A 23,786-nucleotide genomic window follows, 5' to 3' on the forward strand; every position below is an offset into this window, starting at 1 on the left:
AATCACTGCTTATATCAAATTCAGGAAAATCTTCAGCAATTAATAAACGAAGTAGGAATTTTATATTTGAATAAATACCAGCTTGCTCTTCTATTGGAGCTATAGAAATCAAGAAATTCTTTAAGTTTTCATAGCTAAAAGTTAAAGAATTATTACATAAATAGTTTGACAATATTTTGAATGCATATAGTTTTTTACTAAGTGATGAGGGCGTATTCTTTTGGACAAAAGAAATAAGAAAGAATTTTATTAGAATTTTTTCATTTCTAGTGAAATTACTAAAATTAATTTTTTCTCTTTGTCCTGAGTAATAAAAACTCCAAATATCGTTCGTTGTAATTAAAAATTTATCATCAAACTTTTCTGCAAGATAAAATTTAATTACTTTAGGCAACTTATTATTAATTTTTTTAAGTGCATTAATTTGTTTATAATCAAAAATTAATTCTGAATGTTCTGCACTTCCTCAAGGTCGGATATGTTTAGACACTTTAAAACTCCTTCTTTTTCATCAGATATGCGTTTTAAATTTAATAAATTTGCACTATTCACAATAAAACGTTTTGCATAATAGCTAGGCATTATACTTTTAGAACTCCAGCCACCTAAAACTCGTAGATCATCTTGTGCTTTTTGCATAATATCTTCATTACTAATTGATAAGTTGGATAAATTTTCGTTCCTAAATTTTTTTATCGAAAAAGCTAAAGTGACATATGCCCAGGTATGGCGACATACATGAGGGGTAAGCTTATATATTGAATCAATGTTCGTACTATCAAAATATAGTGGATTTAAACTTCTAAACTTTATATCAATTTTGTTAAAAATTGCATTAATAGATGAATAACTGAGAGGAGCGTAGGGGGACTTCAGAGAGGTAAATAATAAATTAGACTCAGTGTTACCCCTTATATTATTGATATATATATTTAAAATTTCAAAATCGAAAGCATCAAGCTTGATGACACGATAAGATTGCTCGTTTTTTATACTTGGTCGTCTACTTCTAGTATCATAATCATCTTCAGTATTTGTAATGATTAAATTATATATGTCTGAATTAATTGACTTTTTAATTGATTTTTTGGTTAGTAGCATCAATTCACCAACCCTTAGTCTATAATTTAACATGAGATGTACTATTAAAAAATTTCTAAGTTGATGAGATTTAATTTTAAAGGGGTTATGCAAATTTACTTTGTCAGCCTGATCCGGACGGATTACCTCATAGAGTTTAAGAAGCATATTATTATCTAAGCTTTTGAAGTGATAATTTATACCACTTTTTACTGAAACACTTCGTTTAGAAAACTTATTGAAAATTTTTTTCTTACTCATTAAAAATAGATCAATTTTCTTTCTACGATTTATTATTTCCCTGATTGTAATTTTTTGATTTCGAAGTGTCCAGAATTCATCCAATAAATATGTAAAGTACTTAATCACTGATCTCAAGCGCTTCGTTATAGTCATGTAATTTAAATCTGGGTTAGATCGAAGCCGAATTAAATGAAATTCTATTTTTCGACTATTTTCTAGGAAAAACATAAAGTTGTCGATTTCACTCAAATAAATTTCAGGCTCGTAGCCTAAAGAAAGGAATGACTCGCAGAATGAAGTCGAATACTTTTGAAACCAAAAGTCATACCAAAATTGAAGAGCAATCATATCTGATTGTTGAGTAGCAAAACTTTGATATCGTAGCGTGGATAAAGAGTATAACAATGGATAAAGGCAAGGTGATGTAGTCGAAGTATCAAACAGCAGAACCATCCGATTTTGATTCAAATTTTTTTTTGAAAGTTTAATTGTTTTTATAAAGAACATAGTGATGTAGAAGTACTTAATGAAGTTAATTTCATATAAACATAAGCATCTTTAAGTTAAAAATTTCTTTTTGTTAAGTGTATGATTTTGCGTAATGAATAGGAGTTTATGAACATAATATCTCATGTACTCAATTTAACATAATATACATTATGCGAAATAATTTAATTATCAATAATATGATGCTTAGCAATTTCTGTAATTACCATTTTCCTGCTATCCCAATGTCTGTTGACATACATTAGAAAGTTACACACAATGCTATTCACTATATAAATATGCATATATCAATAACAATGCCTTCGATTTATCAGTTAAAACCTGCATTTCAGAATTTACTTCGCCCATTTGTGCAATGGCTTTACTCTAAAAAGATTACAGCGAATCAAGTTACGCTTTTAGCAATGTTAATCTCTGTCGCTTTAGCAATCGCACTTTACAGCCTGCATCTTTACCAACAACCTTTAATTCTATTTTTATTGTTTCCTATATGGATGTTGGTTCGTATGGGCTTTAATGCAATTGATGGCATGCTTGCACGTGAGTTTAATCAACAATCAAAACTTGGCGCATATTTAAATGAAATCTGTGATGTCATCTCCGATTCAGCGCTTTATCTATGTTTTTTAGGCTTAGTTTTTATCAACCCATTCCTGTTGGGCTTAGTTGTCTTTCTAGCGATTCTGAGTGAATATGCTGGGGTTATGGCGCCATTAATTGGTCAGGAACGCCGTTATGATGGTCCTATGGGTAAAAGTGATCGTGCATTTTGGTTTAGTTTAATTGCGTTATGTGTCAGCTTCAGCTCTTATTTAATAGAAAATAATTACACAAATTCAATAATTTACTTCTGCAATGGGCTGCTTGTTCTTATTGCAACACTATTGGTTTTGACAATTTACAACCGTATTAAAAATAGTATTCAACTTTAAGGAAAATTAGATGCAAAGCTCACAAAAACATGTATTTACCAGTCATGATGATACCCAATTAGCCTATCAACATTGGCCAGCAGCTACAGAAAAAGAGACAAAAAAAGCAATTATCTTATTTCATCGTGGTCATGAACACTCTGGACGTATGGCACATTTGGTCAATGAGCTCAATCTACCAGAATTTGATTTCTTTGCATGGGATGCCCGCGGACATGGAGATTCACCAGGTTTACGTGGTGATGCGCCAAGTTTCTCTGCATGTGTGAAAGATATTCAATATTTTGTACAACATATTGAATCTACATATAACATCGTATCCACCAATATCGCCGTCATTGGTCAAAGCGTTGGCGCAGTTTTAGCAGCCACCTGGGTACATGATTATGCACCAAAAATCAGAGCTTTATGCTTAGCTTCACCCGCGTTTGATATCAAACTCTATGTACCATTTGCAAAAGCAGGTTTAACTGTTTTAAGCAAACTCAAAGGTAATTTCTTTATTACCAGTTATGTAAAAGCCAATATGCTGACACATGATGCTGAACGTGCGAAAACTTATGATACAGATCCTCAAATTGCCAAAGCCATTTCTGTACGAATGCTTTTGGGCTTATATGCAGCATCTGAACGTATCGTCAATGATGCACAAAATATCTTTGTTCCTACTCAAGTTTTAAGTTCTGGGTCGGACTTTGTGGTATTCCGAAAACCACAACAGCAGTTTTATGCAAAGCTTCCTCATCCACGAAAAGAGTTCCATGTACTAGATGGTTTTTATCACGATACTTTAGGTGAAAAAGACCGCCATATTGCAGTAGAGAAAATTCGTCGTTTTATCTTACAAAGCTTTGCTGAAGATTATCAGGCACCAGATGTACTCAATGCCGATAAAATTGGTACAAGTTGCGCGACAGCTGAACAACTGAGTAGCCCACTTCCCGCCTCTTCCATCAAAAATCTATTCTGGAATCTAACCAAACGTAATTTAAAGCTCGGTAGTAAATTCTCGCATGGCTTAAAAATTGGTGAAGATACGGGTTATGACTCAGGCAGTACTTTAGATTTTGTTTATCGAAATCAAGGTGAAAGTAGAAATATTCTTGGCAATATTATTGATCAGCAATATTTAAATGCGATTGGCTGGCGTGGCATCCGCATACGTAAACAACATATTGAGCAGTTATTGGCAAAATATGCGAAAGTATTGACCAAGCAACGTAAAGATGTTCGCATCCTAGATATTGCTGCGGGTCATGGGCGCTATATTCTAGATGCTGTAAGTGAACTTGCAACACCACCAAAATCAGTACTTTTAAGAGATTATAGCCAGTTAAATGTTGATTCTGGTTCTGCATTAATTCAGCAAAGAAATCTTGAAAACATTGCTCAGTTTGAATTAGGTGATGCCTTTGATACAGCATCATTAGCCAAAGTTAAACCAAAACCAAATTTAGTCATTGTTTCTGGGCTTTATGAACTATTTAGCGATAACGATTTATTAAGACAATCACTCTCTGGTATCCATCAAGCGATGCTACAAGGTGGCTTCCTGATTTACACGGGACAAATTTGGCATCCACAACAAGAGTTTATTGCACGTGCTCTCACCTCACATCGTCAAGGTGATGCTTGGGTGATGCGTTTACGCTCGCAAGCCGAAATGGATGCACTGGTTGAACATGCAGGCTTTAAAAAAGTGGATCAATATATTGATGAATTTGGAATTTTTACAGTTTCGGTTGCTCAAAAAATTTAAATAAAGACTTTGTATGCAAAATAATATTCTAGATCATCAATCAGGTACTTGGAAATGGGGACTACTCTGCCTAGTCCTTTTAGCCCCCTTTTTCTTTTTAACCTATGGTTTTGCAAATCAATATGCATCCAGCCTCAGTAATGTTCCGAGTATTGTGTTTGCTTGGGAACATCATATTCCGCTTTGGGCATGGACTATTGTGCCGTATTGGTCGATTGACCTTTTTTATGGCTTGTCTTTATTGTTATGTTGGAATAGATTTGAATTAAAACAACATTCGCTTAGGCTATTTACAGCCCAGATTATTTCAATCAGTTGTTTTTTAGTCTTTCCCTTAAAATTCAGTTTTGAACGTGCTGAATTACATGGTTTCTTTGGATTATGGTTTGATGTATTGATGGGTTTTGACAAACCCTTTAATCAAGCACCTTCATTACACATTGTTTTATTAGTCATTCTCTGGGATTTTTACCGTCGGCATATCAAAGTAAACTACCGTTGGCTGGTACATCTGTGGTCTTTTCTGATCGGACTCTCTGTCTTAACCACCTGGCAACATCACTTTATTGATATTCCTTTGGGGCTATTGGTTGGTGCATTCTGTTTATGGCTATTTCCACTCACGGTTAAAGCACCTTATCAAAAAAATGGCTTGCAGCAATTGACGAGCAAACATTTAAAATTAGGGTGTTTTTATTTAATTGGAGCCTTAGTTTGTATAACCCCTGCATTTTTATTTAAAGGTGTATGGCTTTGGATGTTATATCCAGCAATCAGTCTTTTCTTAGTGGCTTTAGCATACTTTTTGGTTAGACCTCATTTTTTCCAAAAGCAAGAAAATGGTCAAATGACTGTCGCTGCATGGTTATTGTTCTCACCTTATTCTCTAGTTGCATGGATAAATAGTCGTATTTGGACCTATCGACATCCTGAAGACTCATTGATTTTGCAATTAAACGGCGTTGATCTGTATCTAGGCCGTATCCCAACAACCGAACATAGTAAGCAATATCATGGTGTATTTGATTGTTGCGCTGAATTGCCAGCAAACAACGTTCATCATTATGAAAAATACAGTACGCTTGATTTAATTCCGATCCAAAGCGCACAATTATTAGAAGCAACAAAAAAGTTTGATCACTTTATTCAACCTTTAATACAGGCAAATGAACCACAACAAGTATTGATTTTTTGTGCGCTTGGCTATTCACGCAGTTGTAGTGTATTGATTGCATGGCTATTACAACACGGCTATGTGAATACCTCAGAGGAAGCTGTTGGCTTGATTCAAAAGTCACGTCCTTGGATCGTTTTGAGCGAGACACATATTGCTGAAATTAAACATTTCCAACTGCTGCTCACTCAGGAGAAGCAGCTATGAAAATGAATTTTGTCGTAGTGAGCCAATTGCTCAAGCAAAGTCAGAGTATTTTAAAGTCAGGATATTTAGCCTTTGTTTTATCAATTGTAAGCTTATTTTTATTTTCAAGTATCCCGATCTTGATCCCTCTTTCACTGGTAACTACTTTATTGGCGATTCACCATTACCTATTTATTCGGATTGAATTTGATCGTGGCCTGTTACAGCATATGGTTGATCAACCTGAGGACATAGAAAGTCTTACTCAGCAATTGGATCAATCGCTGTTAAATTTAAAATTGATTCCATCCAATAAAACTGGCCGTGATTGGTCGATACGCTTTAAAGGCTGTTTAAGACTGTTAAAAATACAGATCGTCATTGTCTTAATACAATATTCCGTATTTATTGTACTTTTTTATAAATTAGCGCATAGATGAAAGTTGAATGAAAAGAAATATAATCTCACAGATTGTTGCCCGTTTTATTGCGTTCTTAACCCGTCGTGGCGCACGCTTGTTAACAGGTGCACGAAGCTTATGGGTCGGCTGTGAACCTGAACTTAAGCAACGGATTTATTATGCCAACCATAATAGCCATATTGATTTCATTTTATTATGGTCTTCTTTACCCACTCACATCCGTCGAAAAACACGACCCATTGCTGCATCAGATTATTGGCTTAAAGATGGACTTAGACGCTTTTTGATTCAAGATACTTTTTCAGGTGTTACCATTCAACGCAACCGTAGTGATCAACAAGATCCTTTACAGCCAGTAAAAGATGTCTTAGAAGAAGGCTATTCCATTATTTTCTTCCCTGAAGGAACACGTAATTTAAATGATGATGTCGAGATGCTGCAATTTAAAAGTGGTCTTTATCATCTCAGCCAGCAATTCCCTGACGTTGAAGTTGTGCCTGTTTGGATTTCTAATTTAAAACGAGTCATGCCTAAAGGTGCATTTATCCCCTTGCCTCTACTCTCAACAGTCATCTTTGGTGAACCCTTAGCACTTGATCAACTCACGGGCAAAGATCAATTCTTGCAGCATGCTCAGCAGCAATTATTGAAATTAAAAGAGGCCGAGAACCAATGAGTTTAGACAACCTACAACAAACTTATCTATTGTTTGGCATCTTTGCAGTCATTTTGATTATTGCCTCAAGTATTGGCTTTATCCTCAAACAAAAGGCAGGTGCAGCCCCTTCTCCTGTTATTGATAACCTGAATGCGCGTATCAATGCGTGGTGGATCATGCTAATAGTCTTGGCAGCCGCCATTCTATTAGGAAAAACTGCTTTTATTGTCCTGTTTGGCCTTATTTCATTTTTTGCATTACGTGAATTTATTAGTTTATTGCCAACAAGGCGTGGTGACTATCTGCCATTACTGATTGCGTTCTACTTTGTTATTCCCTATCAATATTATTTGGTCTATACCAATTGGTATGGGTTATTTTCGATTTTCATTCCGCTGTATGTATTCTTACTGATTCCAATTGCCAGTTTAAAGCTGGAAGATACCACACACTTCTTGGAACGCAGTGCCAAAATCCAATGGGGTTTAATGGTCAGCGTATTCTGTATCTCGCATGTCCCAGCCCTGTTAAATCTGGATTTACCCCAATTTAAAGGGGAAAAAATTTGGTTGGCGATTTGGCTGATTATGGTGGTGCAAGCCTCAGATGTACTGCAATATGTTTGTGGCAAACTTTTTGGAAAACATAAAGTAGCCCCTACACTTTCCCCATCAAAAACCGTTGAAGGGTTAATTGGTGGCATTGTTCTCGCAACCGCACTCGGTGTATTGATGTCATCACTCACCCCATTCAATTACTGGCAAGCGGCTCTGATCGGCTTAATTGTTTGTATTTTTGGTTTCTTTGGTGGACTGGTAATGTCTGCGATCAAACGCGATCGTGGTGTGAAAGACTGGGGACAGCTTATTCAAGGTCATGGCGGTATGTTAGATCGTATCGACTCGATCTGTTTCTCTGCGCCAATTTTTTTCCATATCCTTCGATATTGGTGGAGCTAATCTCTATGAAGAAAGTCGACCAATGCTGACTTCACGGAAAAACTTAGGCGTCACATTGGTCCACTTTTTAAATGCCCGTGAAAAATGGGAAATATCGGCATAACCCAACTGTTCTGCAATTTGCTCAATCGAAAGCTTGGACTGTTTTAATAATTGCTCCGCCTGGTTCCTGCGTACTTCGGCCACAAGACTCTGGAAAGACGTTTGCTTATTACTTAACTGTCGCTGTAGGGTTCGCTCTGAGAGATGGAGTTTTTCAGCAACCTGTTTCAGTGATAAGAAGCCAACATCTTCATCATATAGCAAGGCTTTGACTTGTGAATCCAAGCGATTTTTTTGATCCCTTTTCAGCGCAAGCTTATCAGCATCTTGCTCACATTGTTGTTTGCTGAGGCGGGCCAATAAGGCATCTGCGGTCTTTAATGGGAGTGATAGCAATGCCTTATTGAAGCTTAAACAATCTTTTTCGCAGTCGAAACTGATATTTGAATGATTGAATTTTCTTGTGTTTTTATAAAAGTCAGGTTGATCTTGTTGAAACTCAAAACAAATCCCAAGTTTATCTTGTGCCAAGTTTTCTAAAATTTGTGAAAAGCCTAAAATCAAGAACATCATTCCATGTCGGTTTAACTTAAACTTTTGTGAAGGCTGATTAAAATACAAATAAGCCAAGTCACCTTCTATCTTTAATTTAGGTTTAAACACAGAACAATGTAAGCCGATAAATTGCTCTAGAATCTTGATTGCATCACCTAATGTGTCAGAGGCAGTTGCGGCAATGCCGACATGGCCATAGCAAGAGACTCGCATTTCCTCTGCAAGATAAAGACTAATCGCAGGTTCATGCGTCAGTAAGGCTGCTTTATCCAATAAATGATTGAAAATATCGAAATCTACATACCAAAATGGCGCAGTTAGAGTGTGTGCAGAAATCCCAGTTCCAGACAAAAGCTGTTCTGACGATACATTCCATTTTTGTATGACATCTACTAATAGATTGACATAAGTACCGGGTAATTCTGGATTCATGCAGTCTCCATGAAACAGTGAAAATTTGGCGTAAAATGGTAAATATTGGCGGTTAATGAACTATGACATCTTTCTCGGTTTAAGCATAGTAGCTCTATCTAAAAAACTCAGATTTTAAACTGGTGAAATCATGCATATTTTGATCGTACATGCGCATCCTGAACAGCAGTCATTTACCTCTGCGCTTAAGAATACAGCACAGCAAACCTTTGAACAGCAAGGTCATACTGTCGAGGTTTCTGACCTCTATGAAATGAACTTTAACCCTGTTGCTTCTAGAGATGATTTTGGCAGCCTGAATCAACCTGATTATTTTAATTATGCTTTGGAACAGCGTCATGCATTTAAACAGCAGCAATTTTCAGCAGATATCCAAGCTGAAATTGAAAAAGTTCAACGTGCTGATCTGGTTATATTTAGCTTTCCTTTGTATTGGACCTCTGTACCAGCCATCTTAAAAGGTTGGATTGACCGTGTATTTGTCTCTGGTCTTTTTTACGGCGGTAAACGCTTTTATAACCATGGTGGCATGACAGGGAAAAAAGCCATGTTATGTTTAACACTTGGCGGTCGTGAACATATGTTTGGTGAAGGTTCTGTACATGGGCCAATAGAGCATTATTTATCATCATTGCAACGTGGCACATTTGCCTATGCCGGCTTTGAAGTACTACCTCCATTCATTGCCTATCATGTCCCTTATATCAGCCAACAAGATAGACAAAAGATTGTGAGTGATTTCGAACACTACTTGCAAAACATAGATGATTTACAAGCCTTGGAATTCCCGTTACTGGAAAATTTTGACGATAGAATGAATCCACTGTAATAAAACAACGATAAGGCTCTAGGCTAAGAACCTTATCGTTTTATCTCTTAGAACTTCATTTCAATGCCTGCTTTGATGGTACGTCCTGGAATCGGCATACCAATCACCGTACCAGGATCAAAGTTATAGCGATTTGTTAAATTATCGACATTAAATGATAGGGCGACATTTGGATTCCACTTATAACTTGCAAACAGATCAATTAAAGTTTCAGAAGAAATTTCAGTCACAGCTCGTCCACTTACGCCTGTACCAGCCAACCAACCTTTAGGGTTTGTCTTTTCCGAGTGGTACTTAGCACGAGCACCGACCACAAGTTTATTTTCAAATAGGTTTTTGCCTACCGTAATATTTAAAATCTTACGCGGTGGCAGACGGGTTGAAATCAGACTCCAAGAATCACCCACCTCATTGCATTCTTCTTTACTTGCTGGACAGACTTTTGGTGCTTGGTATAGGGTTCCATTCAAACTAGTAAAAAAGCTTGGATGATTATAGGAAAGCTCAAACTCGAGACCTTTCATTACAACTTGATTGTAATTGACGAATGTATAGGAGCTTGTGTAGGGAAGAATAAAGTCAGGGGTAATTGGGTTTGGAATATCTTTTCTTTGCACACCTTGTGTTAGAAAGTCCTTCGTCTGATTACGGAAATAATTCAGATTGAATTTCAAATGGTCATTTTGAGCAAACATGTTTTCACGCTCACCGATAAATCCTAACTCAATAAGACGTGAATTCTCAGGTTTAATCGGAAGGTCTGGGTCATAACTAAAGGTTTGACCTGAAACAGTTGATTCAAACAGACTTGGGCTACGATGTGTATTGGAGAGTTTTCCATAAATATCGATACCGTCCCACAATTTATAGTTAAGTTGAGACATCCAATCGATATTGCCGCCAAAGTCACGTACCGCATAACCCTTGTTATTTAAATCTGAATGCGCCACAGGTGTCATTGGTCGATACTGATCGCCATAGTCTTTCACTTTGGCTTTATGCCATTTACTCCCTAAACTTAAACTAAAGTCATTAAAAAGATAGTCACCATTCAGAAAAACTGAGGACTCTTTGCGTAATCCATCCCGTGCAATTTCATGATCAACCAGATTACGCGGCTTCATACGCTGTTCATCGTAGGTTAAACCATAATTCAACGTAACCTGATCAAATTTACTGGTATTTTCAAGGTTTAAACCACTACGATAATCTTGGAAACTCCCCCAATATTGATCTCCATAACTGGAATTTTTCATCCCAATCATGCCATTGTGCTGGCGATATTTGGCGTTGGTATGCCACACCCCTAATTCGAGATCTACCAAAGGGTTATGTTTCGGCTTATAAGTATAACTGGTGCTGAATGCATTAACGGCTGCTGAACCTAGAGACCACTGTGGCATGGTATAGGCATCTTCTATATATCGTGGCTCAACATACTCGTCATCGATATATCCGTACGGCGGTGAATTAGGGTCAATCACTTTAGATCGACTCCAATAAAAAGCCATGACTTCACCCGCTTTTTGGACATGACGTCGCAAATTTACTTCGACACGATGTTCATCGGTGATATTCATTCCAGCTTTAATGATGCCTGAATCACTTTGATAACTGGTATTCACCACCTCTTGGCCTGGACCAACATCGACAATATCCCGCTTTTCGTAATACTCAATGCCATGTTTTCCAGCATAGTAATTACCAACCTCTCGCTTACTATAAGCAGCGACTAAGTCAAACATATCGTTCCGATAAGCCAGTGCCAATGTGCCAGCACCATTTTGAAAATTGTTAGATGAAATTTTATTGTGCAGCAAATAAGACATTTGCTCCTTTTCATTGTCTGAGGTTTGTGGTGTTCTGTTATTGTTATAAAAACTTCCTTTGAACATGACACCGGCATTTTGATTCGGCAGTAAAATATCATTGGCACTTAGGGTTCGCATTTTTACAATCCCCCCTATTCCGCCTACGCTAAACTTAGCCCGAGATGCACCTTTTTCAACCTCGATTTGGCTGATCAAATCCATATCGATATAAGTACGGTCACTCTCGCCCTGATAACCTCTAAAGGTATGACTGGACTGTAAACTACCGTCAATGATCACTGGAACACGCCCTTCACCCTGCATGCCACGGATTCCAATATCTATTGCACCTGCCTCATTACGTAAGCTGTTGACCTGTACCCCAGCAATATCGGAAAACACATCCCCATTACCCGTTCCTCTAAATCGGCTAATCTGTTCTCGATCAAGATGAGTGGTGTTCGCCTTTTGCTTTTGTGGTTCGGCATTCACTTTTATTTCTGGCATGACCACAATAGCTTTAGCATCCAGCTCTAAGCGTGAATGCGTATTTGCATGAGAAGTCAGTTTTTCTGCATGACTGAGCATGGAACTGTTTTTGGGAACTAAGAGATAGGTTTGCCCTTGTTTGATGACCTGATAAGGTTGATCTGCCAAGAGATAGTCAAAACCGCGCTGAACCGAGTACTTCCCTGTAATTCCTTTACTTTTCAAACCCTTTAAATGATTAGAATCATAGCTCAACACAATGCCAGACTGTGCCGCAAAGCTTGACAGCACGTAGCCCAATTGGTTCTCTGCAATTTGATAGGTCCTTTCCACAGCTGGCTTATCTAATATCTGAACAGATGACGTTATTTCTGCATGAGCTCCACTGATGCAAAAACAGTGTATGAGTATTGCTAATGTTTGCTTTTTAAATTTCATAGGAAGATCCACACTTGTTAATGATTTTCATTTTCAATAATCATTACCCAGTGATTTCCAAAAATATGACATTAAATTTCAATTTTTTCTGCTCTACTCCATATCCACAGTACGAGAACAAATAAAATAAACATGAAAGTTAACTTGATGTGCAAATGCAGAGATGAAAGTATCAAGCTGATTAAAATTAAAACAATCGTTAATGTCATCATATATTTACGTGAACGGGAAATGGATTTAAATCCGCCCGTATATTGGGTAAGCAGCAGATGGATGTAACGATTCTGATGAATCCAGCGATGCAATTTTGCAGAACCTTTAGCAGCAAAAAAGGTGGCGAGGAATAAGAAATCAAAAGTAGGCACGCCGGGTAATACGATACCCAGCACTGCCAAAATCAGACAAATAATGGTTAGAGCGATACACACTCCACGCATGATGATCGATGCATGGAGTTTTTCTTTTTGCGGTGCTTGTAAAGTATCTACATCACTGCAATCTGTACTTTTCGCCTTATACCTTAAAGAAGCATTTTTTGGCATAGGGTTGCTGCTTAATCAATATTTTTCAGCAAGCTGCCAAAGTAATCAAATGCCTGTTTAGCTCCTAAAATGACTTGATCTTGTTCACTCTCACTCAATTGAGCAGTATCAAGTTCAGTGATGAAGTGCTTCCATACCCTTGCTCTACCTTCTGGATACGCAGCCAAATTACGTGCCCCAAATTCAGCATTCAGTCCTAAAAGCTGCTGTGCTTGTTTAAACAAAAATGCAGCACCTAAAGTTGAACCTTCAGATACGTAGATCCAACCGAGCGCTTCTGGAAAACCTACATTTTCAGTAAGTAATTCCTGAACTTCAGGTTTAAGCTGTAAGTCATAGAGATCCAGTAATGCTGCTTGTGAGCGACCGCGAATATCCAAATCAGAAATAAGCGCGGAAACTTCAGGGTGCCTGAATAAATATTCAACATTTTGCTGAAAATAATATTGAGCCAAAGTAAATTTTGCATAACGCTGTGTATCAGCAAATACTTGAGCTTCCTCCATCAAAAGATGCATCTGTTGGTGTTGGCTCGCGGTTTCATTTTTTAACCGTGATGCAAGCTGATTGAGGACGAGTGAAATTGTCATAAGATTTCTCCAGTTACTTAGGTTTAACTGTATTACCCATCCAAAGCCAAAAAGCTGACAGCAATTTTCAATTATTTTTCTCTTTTTTCATTTTTAGCCTGAATTGTAATGACATGATCGCCTAAATGTCGCTGCATACGAATCGGATAGCTTAATTCCAAAGCAGACTGCAACTGAGTAAAATTATTGACAGGATAAGAACCAGAGATCTTTAATGCTTTTAATTGAGGGTCGATATCAACATAATGATGCTGATAACGCCCAATCTCTTGCAATAGCTGCTCTAAAGGCATTTCAAATGCCATGATCATCTGATTTTTCCAAACCGACACATTCGGATCAAGCTGCCCCAATGCTTTAAAATCAGTATCATCAAAACATAACTGCTCACCTGCCTGCACAACTGTCATTTTTTTAGATTGATTCAGCGTGACCTTGACCGCACTTTCAATCACGCCTAAACAGGTTTGCTGTTGTTTATTTTTGAGATACTGCACATTAAAGACTGTTCCTAATGCTTGTAAATGCGCACTTTCAGTCTCGACAAAAAATGGACGATCGCTGTGAGCCTCTTTTGCAGTATGAATCTGTATTTCACCATAGTGCAATCGCAGCGTTCGTTGATGTGGTGTATAGCGAACATCAAGTGCTGTACTGGTATTTAATTGAAGTTGTGTTCCATCCTCAAGTGTCACATTCTTCTGTTGACCAATGGCCGTACTGTAATCAGACAACCACAAATATTTATACTCAGAATTCCATGCAATGATACTTCCCAGACACGCAATACAAGCCACGACAAGATGTTTGCTCCACTGAAACTGTGCAGCTTGATTGCCTTTTTTAATGATTTCCTGACCATTTTCAGGATAATGTTCAAAACTGCTCAGTAAATACTCTGCTTTAAGCCATGCTGTTTGATGCGCTTCGCTTTGATTTTTCCACGCTTCAAATTCAATCTGTTGAGCATCGGTTAATGCTGATGCCTGAATCAGCACAATCCATTCAGCGGCCTCTTTTAAAATTTGTGTTTGAGACATATCAATCTCAATCCATGATCGCTAAACATTGAGTCAGTACTGCAACCAAATCTCGCATGACCGTTCGTGTAGAAATATTCAAACGATTCGCAATCTCTTGCTGTGTAAGCCCCTCAAGTTGAGACCAAATGAATACCTGCTGTTGACGTTCAGGCATTTGATTTAAAAGTTGGTTAATCAGACAGAGTGATTCAATTGCTGAGATTTTTTGCTCAGGGCTAATCTCATCATACTCAGGTCGACTACTCAGTGCTTCCAAATAGGCTTTTTCTATCGACTTACGTTGGTACCAATTAATTAATATGCCTTTGGCAACTGTGGTTAACAACGCACGCGGCTGATCAAAATACAATTGATCTTTACGCTTTAAAATACGAATAAAAGTATCGTGAGCTAAATCTGCTGCATCTTCACTGTGATTGAGACGTCGTTTCAACCATTGGTACAGCCAAGAATGATGTTGACGATAGAGCGTATTAACTGGATCAGACATTTTAAAAGATAATGATAATCATTAATAATATCTTAACAAAAAATATGAAAATGATCATCCCTATTTTTCTACCTGAATCGAAATCCACATGGTGGTTAATTGAATTTTTTTTAAAACTAGTTTTTGCAGTAATCAATTTGCACGCTTTACACCCACTTTCATATGAAACGTCAATGAATCGTCATAAAGGTGACACTGAGCTGTCACACGGTCTGTCTAGTGTGTTGACATCTTTGTTATGGATGAAGCAAATGTTGAAAAAAACCAAACGATGGTTGGCATGTCTTTATGTTTTCCCCTTTTTATTCGCTCTCACCGCGTGTAATGACTCAAACGACAATCAGGTCGCAACGAAACCTGATGACAGCAAAAAACCAGTCATGCGCTGTGCACCATAAGCATAAGAATAACTAGATAGGGAAAATATCGTGATTAATCGTCGTCAATTTTTAGCAAATACACTTAAAACGGGCTTTGGCGCTGCTGCGTTAACCACCTTTCCAGCCAGCATTCAAAAAGCCTTGGCGATTCCAGCCAATAATAAAACAGGCACCATTCAAGATGTTGAGCATGTCGTTATCCTGATGCAGGAAAACCGGTCCTTTGACCATTATTTTGGAACATTAAAAGGCGTTCGTGGTTTTGCCGATCGTTTCACCATTCCTTTACAAAATGGACGCACCGTTTGGCAGCAACAACGTAGTAATGGAGCATTATTAACACCATTTCATCTAGATGGCTCAAGTAATAATGCCCAACGTGCACCTGGGACCAATCACACTTGGGTAGATAGCCAAAAAGCATGGGACAATGGCCGTATGTCAAACTGGCCAACCTATAAAACTGACTATGCCATGGGTTATTTCAAGGAACAGGAAATCCCCTATCAATTTGCATTAGCCAATGCTTTTACCATTTGTGATGCTTATCACTGCTCAATGCATACTGGTACAGATGCAAACCGATCCTTTCATCTCACAGGAACCAACGGTGCAGTGCCGACCAGTACAGCATTTGTCAATAATGAATGGGACTGGATCGATGGTGATCCCCAAACAGTTGATGTCGGCTATACATGGAAAACCTATGCCGAACGTTTAGAAGAAGCTGGGGTCAATTGGATTTGTTATCAGAATATGCCTGACGAATGGGGCGATAACATGCTAGGTGCCTTCCGCACTTTTAGAAAAGCCAATATCGATTCGGGTTATCCAGTCTCAAGTGGTGGAGCACCAAACAGTCCCTATAACGCAGCCGCACAAAAGCTGCCTTACAAAGCCTATGATGCAACCACGGATAATGCCAAAAATCCGCTTTATAAAGGCATTGCAAATACCTTACCCGGTAATAAACCTGAAGAATTCCTAGATGCATTTAAAAATGATATCAAAACTGGCAAATTGCCACAGGTATCATGGATCAATGCACCTTCAATTTATTGTGAACATCCAGGCCCATCAAGTCCCGTACAAGGCTCATGGTTTATTCAAGAAATCTTAGATGCGTTAACAGCCGTGCCCGAAGTTTGGAGTAAAACTGTTTTCCTGATCAATTTTGATGAAAATGATGGTTATTTTGACCATGTTCCTTCTCCATCAGCACCGACTTTACAAGCTAATAATACCTATGCAGGCAAATCAACACTTAGCCAAGCCGATATGCGTCATGAATATTATGTGCATGATGCACCGCTAGGCAGTACCAGCCAACCGAACAAGGACAATGGTGTTTATGGTCCTGGTCCTCGCGTTCCCTTATTTGTGATTTCACCGTGGAGTCGTGGGGGTATTGTGAATTCACAAGTCTTTGACCATACTTCAGTGTTGATGTTTTTAGAAAAACGTTTTGGCATCAAAGAAAGCAATATCAGTCCTTATCGACGTGCCATTTGTGGGGATTTAACTTCTGCATTCAACTTTAAAAACCCTAATGAAGATGTATTGCCTGAATTAAATGGCAAGCAAACTCGTGAGCAAGCGGATCAATTGCGTAGCGCACAGCAGAACTTACCTTATGTGCCGATTCCTACCAATTTACAATTGCCTATTCAAGCCAGCGGTATCCGTCGTTCAAAAGCTCTACCTTATGAATTGCATACCAGTGCACGCTGCCTGAATGACGGAACAGTCAAACTGCTGTTTTCAAATACAGGGACACAAGGTGCGGTGTTTCATGTCTACGACAAATTAAATTTAAGTCGAGTTCCACGTCGTTACATTGTAGAGGCAGGAAAAACACTCGATGATGTCTGGAATTCGCAGAAAGACAATCAAGGCTTATACGATCTTTGGGTGATGGGACCAAATGGCTTTCATCGACACTTCAAGGGTGATCTGAACCGTAATCAAGATCTGCAAATCAATCCTGAAATTCGTGTTTGCTATGATATTGCCAATGGTAATGTTTATGCCGATCTGAACAATATGGGTGCTAAAGATATTGAGTTGGTGATCACCCCAGTGGTTTATCGTACTGATGCTCCTCTGAAACTAACCGTAAAAGCAGGACAAAGCAGCACTCAGCATTGGGAATTGAAAGATGCTTGGCAATGGTATGATTTTGCGGTGACTTGTACTCAAGATGCTAAGTTTTATCGTCGTTTTGCTGGTCGTGTAGAAACAGGTGAAGACTCTGTAAGTGACCCTGCGATGGTTTAAGATTTAAACAGAATAAGCACTTAAGTCTCCTTAGTTCCAAAACCAAGGAGACTTTTATTCCATGTCTCAATCAAACCAAATTCAGACTGAATAGCGAATTCTTAATTTTTATGCTGTAGCTTATAGCACTCATCCAAAGCCAACTCATAATATTCAAGCCCTTCCTTTGCCGCTAAGAATGCTTTCTTTTGCAGTACTGGGTCTTTATCACACAAGCGCTTAATCAGTTCCATTGCCTCGTATGGATGAAGATCATCATAATGTGCATGTGCTCTTAACCAAGCAAGAGAACGCTTATTAATATTGACTTCCGGGTGTTGGGTATAGGTTTGAATCCCTTTATAGACTTGAATGGTCCAATCGCCTGTTGCCCACTCTATCGCGAGGTTGGTTGCGGCAATACTTTCAGCCAAACCACCACGGAAATTCACATCCCACAAGAAGTGATTCACCGCATTCATTGCAACAGGCGGCTTCACATTATTCAACATTTCAACTGTTAGCCCAAAGCCACCCGCCCAGTCCTGATACCAGTTCAAATGTCGTTCTTCAACTTTAATGTTCTGAATCAGCCAGTCACGGGTTTCGGTTACCCCATCCAGTGAAAAATCTGTCGCTTTTGCAAGAGAACCTGCCATATATGATGGAAAATGTGCGACGAGTGGATAAAAATTGAGTAAAGCAGAACGAAAGCATTCAAGGCTTAAACAGCCGTTGGCCATATCCAAAAATAAAGGATGTTTACTCACCCGCTCTTTTGAGGGTAATAATTCATCCCAGAATCGTTGAGCCCAACCCGAATGAGGTGTAATTTCTAGTTTTGTTCCATATTGATTCATAGCAGTCATTGCGATGCATCCTATTTCGTATGACTTAATCCAACCATGTTCCATGATTGCTGCTTTTTTATAAATTGTATCCTAATATTGTAAAGATACAATCGCTTGTGATTTAGTTTGTAACAGTTTTTATTTCTTGAATCTAATTTAAGCTTGAATCATTATATTAGGCAATGACCATTATATAAAAATTAATATTTTTTATAATCTAATACACATTCTATTTAAATCAGTGTAACGTAGTAAAAAAATAATCCCTATTTTGACATTTATAAGAACATTTGGGAGTGGTGAGAGATAAGATGAAGTTGAAAGCTTCCAATATTTTGGGACAAGAACAAATCGACTTGTTAATTTCTCGCGGGCTAAATTTAGTTTGGTTTCCTAAAGAATTAGAAGCGATCTATCGAGATCAGTATAGAAATGAGGCTGCGCATGAGTTTCGCTATCGCGCCCCTATTATTTTAGGTTTATATCTATTTCTCAGCTTCGGTATCTATCAAGTTTTACCTACAGACTTGCGTATTACTTGGATGGCGACTTACGGCTGGGTAGGTATCATCATTACCTTGGCATGGTTACTGTCTTTTCTGCCAATCATGAACAAATGGTTTGATCATTACGTTTGTATTGGTTCGACAGGCGCTGTCGCAATTTCCTTCACTATCATTAACGTATTGGAACAAGGTCAAAATAATGTCCTGTTTCATGCAGCCATGATGTATGCCGTAGTGATCATCTATGGCTTTGTCGGAATGCGCTTCTACACTGCAATCATTGCAGGTTGGGTCGGTGGATTGATTGGTATTGCAGCGAGTACATGGTTCAGTGGTGCAATTGACTGGACCTTCCTGAACCGTACTTATACCTTCAGTAGCTTCTTGGGTATGGCACTTGCTTATGCAACTGATCGGCAGCACCGTGAGAACTATCTGCAAAACTGCATGATCGAACTTAACCGCTTGGAACTGATGCGACAAGCACAGCAACTGTCTATTCTTTCTCAACAAGATGCTTTGACTGGCCTCGCCAATCGACGCTATCTCGATGAGGTGCTTGAAAATGAATGGAAACGAGCGACACGTCATGAAATGCCGATTACCATCATGATGATTGATATCGACTTTTTTAAGCTCTACAACGACACATTGGGACATATTCAAGGTGATCAGTGCTTACGGCGAATTGCCATCATGTTAGGCTCCATCGCCTCTCGTAGCGGTGATCTTGCCGCACGTTATGGTGGAGAAGAGTTCCTGTTATTATTTTCGATGACTGATCGAGATCAGGCCATCACTCAGGTACAAAGACTGATGGAGTTAGTACGTAATATTGGAATTTTGCACCCACGTAGCAATGTTTCAAAACATGTGACTATTAGTGTAGGTGTTGCAACAATGGTTCCTTGTATAGGAGACAGTCTTTCTGAGTTTGTTGCACAAGCAGATCATGCATTATATATCGCAAAAAGTAATGGTCGAAACCAATATCATATTGCAACATCAGATAATATGATTTCTGAAGCTTTATAATTGATTCATCATTATTAAATGAATATTAAACTAATATTTAATTAAAGTAATTTAAAATGTGATGTAAGCCGCAGATATAATAAATTATATGTGCGGCTCAATATTTTTATTAAGGTTCGATTGGTTTAAATGGTGGAATCACATCTGCATTTTGAGCACGATGTCTTAAAAAATGATCCATTAATACAATCGCCAACATCGCTTCAGCAATTGGCGTTGCACGTACACCCACACATGGATCATGACGACCTTTGGTCAATACATCTGTATTTTCACGTTCAATCGTAATGGTTTTACCTGGTGTGGTAATACTTGCAGTCGGTTTCAATGCAATTGCAACACGAATGCTTTGACCGCTTGAGATTCCACCCAAGATACCGCCTGCATGATTGGCAAGGAATCCGTCTGTTGTCAGCTCATCACGAGTCTCGTGACCAAACTGCCCAGCAACCGCAAAACCATCACCAATCTCAACGCCTTTAACCGCATTAATACTCATCATGGCATGGGCAATATCTGCATCTAAACGATCAAATACAGGCTCACCCCAACCCACAGGTACTTTTTCAGCAACGATTTCAAGTTTTGCGCCACAACTGGTCCCTTGCTCACGTAAAGCAGTGACCAACTGTTCAAAACGCGGAACCGCATCAACGTCACCACAGAAGAATGGATTGTTTGGCACTTCTGCCCAATCCAGTTTTTCAGCGACTTCATTACCGATTTGTGTGACATGTCCACGAATATCAATACCAAACTTTTCAGCAAGATATTTCTTCGCAATCGCACCTGCCGCTACACGCATCGCTGTTTCACGTGCACTTGAGCGACCACCGCCACGATAGTCACGGAAGCCGTATTTTTGTGTATAGGTATAATCAGCATGACCAGGACGGAAAGTTTGAGCAATATTGCCGTAGTCTTTTGATTTTTGATCCGTATTACGGATTAATAAACCAATCGATGTTCCAGTGGTTTTACCTTCAAAAACACCAGAAATGATTTCGACTTGATCAGGCTCTTTACGCTGGGTTGCAAACTTTGATGTTCCCGGTTTACGACGATCTAAATCTTTTTGCAGATCGGCTTCACAAAGCTCAAGACCAGGCGGCACGCCATCGACAATCGCCATCAAGCCTGCACCATGTGATTCGCCACAGGTCGTTACTCGAAAGAGTTGCCCAATACTATTCCCTGCCATGCTTTAACCCCTTAGTTTTGAACTGATTGCTGAAATACTTCTTTATAACGGCGGCATTGTTCAGCAGTTAAAGCAAAAATACCAGAACCACCTTTTTGGAAAGTTAACCAATGGAAGTCAACTGTATTGAAGTTCTGACGCATTGCCCACTCAGAATTACCGACTTCAATGACAATTAAACCATCCTCAGTTAAATAATCAGCAGCTTGAGCTAACATTTTACGTACCAGATCCAAGCCATCTTGACCTGCAGCAAGTGCAAGTTCAGGCTCATGTAAGAACTCTTCTGGTAAATCAGCCATATCTTCCGCATCTACATACGGTGGATTACTAACGATCAGGTCATATTGATTTTCAGCAGGAATTTTTGCGAACAAATCAGACTCAAGCAACGCAACTTGGTATTGCTTATCATGATGCTCTGTATTAATTGAAGCCACTTCCAATGCTTCTTTCGAAATATCAGTCGCGTCGACTTCGGATTCTGGGTATGCATACGCTAAAGCAATCGCAATACAGCCAGAACCCGTACACATATCCAAGATACGTTGTGGTGTTTTTGGATTTTTGCTTTCTGGTAAGTTGTTTAATGCTTCCAGCATCTGACCATTTTCATTTAAACAGTATGGTGCAAAGCGTTGTTCGATCAACTCAGTAATCGGTGAACGTGGAATCAAAACACGCTCATCCACATAAAATGGTTTATTAAAGAAATATGCAAGATTCAATAGGTATGACGTTGGAATACGATCATTGATACGGCGTTCTAAAAGACTCAAAAATTCAGCTTTTTCACTTGGTAATAGCTTTGAATCTAAGATTTCTGCATCCGCTTTCCATTCAAGAGAAAGTGTTTGCAAAACAAGTGCAGAGCTTTCTGCAAAATAATCTTCAGTACCTTGACCTAAGTGCGCGTCATATTGACGCATTGCGGTTACACCAAAACGGATGAAATCTCGAATGGTTACTAAATTTTCAGCCGCTTCTTGTATATGTTCAGGGCTGATCGTAGGTCGCTCCACTTAGGCGTCTCCAAAAGTGCTAATTGCAAAACGCTTTATTCTAACGGGATTAAGGTCGATTTAACAATAAAAAAACCGCCTCTATACAAGAAGCGGTCTTTTAATCTCAGATATAAGCCAAAAAGCTTATAAGCCTAATTTTTCAGCCACATAATCCGAGTCTTTATCGCCACGTCCAGAAAGATTGACCACAATGTTAATGCGCTTATCCATCTTAGGTGCTTCACGTAACGCCCAAGCCACTGCATGCGAACTTTCCAAAGCAGGTACAATGCCTTCTACACGAGAAAGTGTCATAAAAGCATCTAAACATTCCTGATCCGTCGCCGTTTCATACTGCACACGACCTAACTCTTTCAGGAAACTATGTTGTGGGCCTACACCGGGATAATCCAATCCTGAAGCGATTGAATGTACAGGTAGCGGCTCACCTTGATCATCTTCCAGTACATAACAAGCCATACCATGGATTTGACCAGGCTTACCTAAAGTCAATGTTGCCGAGTGCTTATCGGTTTCTAGACCATGACCCGCTGGTTCTACACCCACCAATTTTACTTCTGGCGCATTTAAAAATGCAGTAAATGCACCAATCGCATTCGATCCACCACCAACACAGGCAACCACATAATCAGGATTTTGTCCAAAACGCTCATTGGATTGGACTTTGATTTCATTGCCAATAATCGACTGAAAATCACGAACCATTTTCGGGAATGGATGTGGACCAACCACCGAACCAATAGCATAGATATAGTTTTTAGGATCTTTTAAATATTCTTCAAAAGCACTATCCACTGCATCTTTTAAGGTCGCTGTCCCTTGTGTCACTGAAACTAGCTTCGCACCCAAGATTTTCATCTTCACGACATTCGGATGCTCTTTTTCGATATCGACTTGGCCCATGTGAATTTCGCATGGAATACCCACAAGAGCACACGCTGTCGCCAAAGCCACACCATGCTGACCAGCACCGGTTTCAGCGATGACTTTGCTTTTGCCCATATATTTGGCCAGCAAGGCTTCGCCCAAACAATGGTTGATTTTATGCGCACCAGTATGGTTTAGATCTTCACGTTTTAAATAAATCTGCGCCCCACCCAATTGATCAGACAAACGCTTGGCATGAAACAATGGGCTTGGACGGCCAACATAATTTTTAAATAAGTCGTTTAACTCATCTTTAAACTCAGCGGTATGACGAATCTCTTCATAGGCTGCATTAATTTCATCCATCGCTTCTTTTAAATGTGGTGGAATAAACTGACCACCAAAGTTCCCAAAGAAACCTGCTTCATTGGGCAAAGCAACGCCATTAATTTGATGTTCCATGCATTTTCCTGTTCTTATAAAG

Annotated in this window: 21 protein-coding genes and 1 pseudogene; 10 read left to right on the forward strand and 12 right to left on the reverse strand. The window is 38.9% G+C overall.

Going from position 1 to position 23,786, the window contains the following annotated elements; genetic code table 11:
• Together GBI66_RS19660 and GBI66_RS15500 are read right to left on the reverse strand one after the other, a co-directional pair.
• A pseudogene (locus GBI66_RS19660) lies at nt 1-394 on the reverse strand (site-specific integrase); the annotation flags it as partial.
• A gap of 47 nt (nt 395-441) precedes the next feature.
• Nucleotides 442-1,830 (reverse strand): site-specific integrase, encoded by a 1,389-nt coding sequence (locus tag GBI66_RS15500; RefSeq protein ID WP_151716704.1) that lies wholly within the window; start codon nt 1,828-1,830, stop codon nt 442-444.
• Between the two features lie 296 nt (nt 1,831-2,126).
• On the opposite strand from GBI66_RS15500, the gene GBI66_RS15505 reads away from it, so the two are divergent.
• From GBI66_RS15505 to GBI66_RS15530, 6 genes are read left to right on the forward strand one after another with little or no spacing between them, the layout of a single operon-like run.
• Nucleotides 2,127-2,762: a CDP-alcohol phosphatidyltransferase family protein gene (locus GBI66_RS15505; RefSeq protein ID WP_151716705.1), complete on the forward strand. Its 636-nt coding sequence runs from the start codon at nt 2,127-2,129 to the stop codon at nt 2,760-2,762.
• A gap of 10 nt (nt 2,763-2,772) precedes the next feature.
• The gene (locus tag GBI66_RS15510) at nt 2,773-4,521 is read left to right on the forward strand and encodes a bifunctional alpha/beta hydrolase/class I SAM-dependent methyltransferase (protein WP_151716706.1); all 1,749 of its coding nucleotides are present in this window, start codon (nt 2,773-2,775) and stop codon (nt 4,519-4,521) included.
• A gap of 13 nt (nt 4,522-4,534) precedes the next feature.
• A complete protein-coding gene (locus GBI66_RS15515; protein WP_151716707.1) occupies nt 4,535-5,902 on the forward strand; it encodes a phosphatase PAP2/dual specificity phosphatase family protein in 1,368 nt (455 codons plus the stop codon).
• Complete coding sequence (locus tag GBI66_RS15520) at nt 5,899-6,321, forward strand: hypothetical protein (protein WP_151716708.1); 423 nt, start codon at nt 5,899-5,901, stop codon at nt 6,319-6,321. The genes GBI66_RS15515 and GBI66_RS15520 overlap by 4 nt, the downstream gene beginning before the upstream one ends.
• A gap of 7 nt (nt 6,322-6,328) precedes the next feature.
• Nucleotides 6,329-6,979 carry a 1-acyl-sn-glycerol-3-phosphate acyltransferase gene (locus GBI66_RS15525; protein WP_151716709.1) on the forward strand — a complete coding sequence of 217 codons (651 nt, stop codon included), beginning with the start codon at nt 6,329-6,331 and terminating at the stop codon, nt 6,977-6,979.
• A complete protein-coding gene (locus GBI66_RS15530; RefSeq protein ID WP_151716710.1) occupies nt 6,976-7,920 on the forward strand; it encodes a phosphatidate cytidylyltransferase in 945 nt (314 codons plus the stop codon). Before GBI66_RS15525 ends, GBI66_RS15530 begins: the two co-directional genes overlap by 4 nt.
• Nucleotides 7,921-7,923: 3 nt before the next feature.
• Here GBI66_RS15530 and GBI66_RS15535 read toward each other — a convergent pair whose 3' ends face one another.
• The gene (locus tag GBI66_RS15535; RefSeq protein WP_151716711.1) at nt 7,924-8,949 is read right to left on the reverse strand and encodes an AraC family transcriptional regulator; all 1,026 of its coding nucleotides are present in this window, start codon (nt 8,947-8,949) and stop codon (nt 7,924-7,926) included.
• A gap of 130 nt (nt 8,950-9,079) precedes the next feature.
• Between GBI66_RS15535 and GBI66_RS15540 the strand changes: the two genes are divergently transcribed.
• Nucleotides 9,080-9,778 (forward strand): NAD(P)H-dependent oxidoreductase, encoded by a 699-nt coding sequence (locus tag GBI66_RS15540; RefSeq protein WP_151716712.1) that lies wholly within the window; start codon nt 9,080-9,082, stop codon nt 9,776-9,778.
• A gap of 47 nt (nt 9,779-9,825) precedes the next feature.
• Here the strand turns inward: GBI66_RS15540 and GBI66_RS15545 are convergent, their stop codons facing one another.
• The 5 genes from GBI66_RS15545 to GBI66_RS15565 all read right to left on the reverse strand — a co-directional run bounded on the left by GBI66_RS15545 (nt 9,826) and on the right by GBI66_RS15565 (nt 15,181).
• Nucleotides 9,826-12,516, reverse strand: a complete 2,691-nt coding sequence (locus tag GBI66_RS15545; RefSeq protein WP_151716713.1) for a TonB-dependent receptor — start codon at nt 12,514-12,516, stop codon at nt 9,826-9,828.
• Nucleotides 12,517-12,587: 71 nt separating this feature from the next.
• Nucleotides 12,588-13,058, reverse strand: a complete 471-nt coding sequence (locus tag GBI66_RS15550) for a YbaN family protein (protein ID WP_151716714.1) — start codon at nt 13,056-13,058, stop codon at nt 12,588-12,590.
• An 11-nt stretch (nt 13,059-13,069) separates the two neighbouring features.
• Nucleotides 13,070-13,648, reverse strand: coding sequence for a biliverdin-producing heme oxygenase (locus tag GBI66_RS15555; protein WP_151716715.1), 579 nt, complete (start codon nt 13,646-13,648; stop codon nt 13,070-13,072).
• Between the two features lie 71 nt (nt 13,649-13,719).
• Nucleotides 13,720-14,688, reverse strand: coding sequence for a FecR domain-containing protein (locus tag GBI66_RS15560; RefSeq protein WP_151716716.1), 969 nt, complete (start codon nt 14,686-14,688; stop codon nt 13,720-13,722).
• Between the two features lie 7 nt (nt 14,689-14,695).
• Nucleotides 14,696-15,181: a sigma-70 family RNA polymerase sigma factor gene (locus GBI66_RS15565; RefSeq protein WP_005188603.1), complete on the reverse strand. Its 486-nt coding sequence runs from the start codon at nt 15,179-15,181 to the stop codon at nt 14,696-14,698.
• Nucleotides 15,182-15,354: 173 nt separating this feature from the next.
• On the opposite strand from GBI66_RS15565, the gene GBI66_RS15570 reads away from it, so the two are divergent.
• Entirely contained in the window at nt 15,355-15,579 is a 225-nt protein-coding gene (locus tag GBI66_RS15570; RefSeq protein ID WP_151716717.1) for a hypothetical protein, read from the forward strand.
• Between the two features lie 30 nt (nt 15,580-15,609).
• Complete coding sequence (locus GBI66_RS15575) at nt 15,610-17,838, forward strand: phosphocholine-specific phospholipase C (RefSeq protein WP_151716718.1); 2,229 nt, start codon at nt 15,610-15,612, stop codon at nt 17,836-17,838.
• Between the two features lie 101 nt (nt 17,839-17,939).
• Here the strand turns inward: GBI66_RS15575 and GBI66_RS15580 are convergent, their stop codons facing one another.
• On the reverse strand, nt 17,940-18,686 hold the full coding sequence (locus tag GBI66_RS15580) for a TenA family transcriptional regulator (protein WP_005188611.1): 747 nt from the start codon (nt 18,684-18,686) through the stop codon (nt 17,940-17,942).
• A gap of 293 nt (nt 18,687-18,979) precedes the next feature.
• On the opposite strand from GBI66_RS15580, the gene GBI66_RS15585 reads away from it, so the two are divergent.
• Nucleotides 18,980-20,209, forward strand: coding sequence for a GGDEF domain-containing protein (locus tag GBI66_RS15585; protein WP_151716719.1), 1,230 nt, complete (start codon nt 18,980-18,982; stop codon nt 20,207-20,209).
• Nucleotides 20,210-20,318: 109 nt separating this feature from the next.
• On the opposite strand, the gene aroC is transcribed toward GBI66_RS15585, so the two are convergent.
• From aroC to trpB, 3 genes are all read right to left on the reverse strand, one after another.
• Nucleotides 20,319-21,410, reverse strand: a complete 1,092-nt coding sequence (gene aroC / locus GBI66_RS15590; protein WP_151716720.1) for a chorismate synthase — start codon at nt 21,408-21,410, stop codon at nt 20,319-20,321.
• An 11-nt stretch (nt 21,411-21,421) separates the two neighbouring features.
• Entirely contained in the window at nt 21,422-22,432 is a 1,011-nt protein-coding gene (gene prmB, locus GBI66_RS15595; RefSeq protein ID WP_151716721.1) for a 50S ribosomal protein L3 N(5)-glutamine methyltransferase, read from the reverse strand.
• Nucleotides 22,433-22,558: 126 nt separating this feature from the next.
• The gene (trpB, locus tag GBI66_RS15600) at nt 22,559-23,764 is read right to left on the reverse strand and encodes a tryptophan synthase subunit beta (RefSeq protein WP_151716722.1); all 1,206 of its coding nucleotides are present in this window, start codon (nt 23,762-23,764) and stop codon (nt 22,559-22,561) included.
• Between the last annotated feature and the right edge of the window lie 22 nt (nt 23,765-23,786).

Source organism: Acinetobacter sp. TUM15071, from assembly GCF_008980925.1.
Taxonomy (GTDB): domain Bacteria; phylum Pseudomonadota; class Gammaproteobacteria; order Pseudomonadales; family Moraxellaceae; genus Acinetobacter; species Acinetobacter dispersus.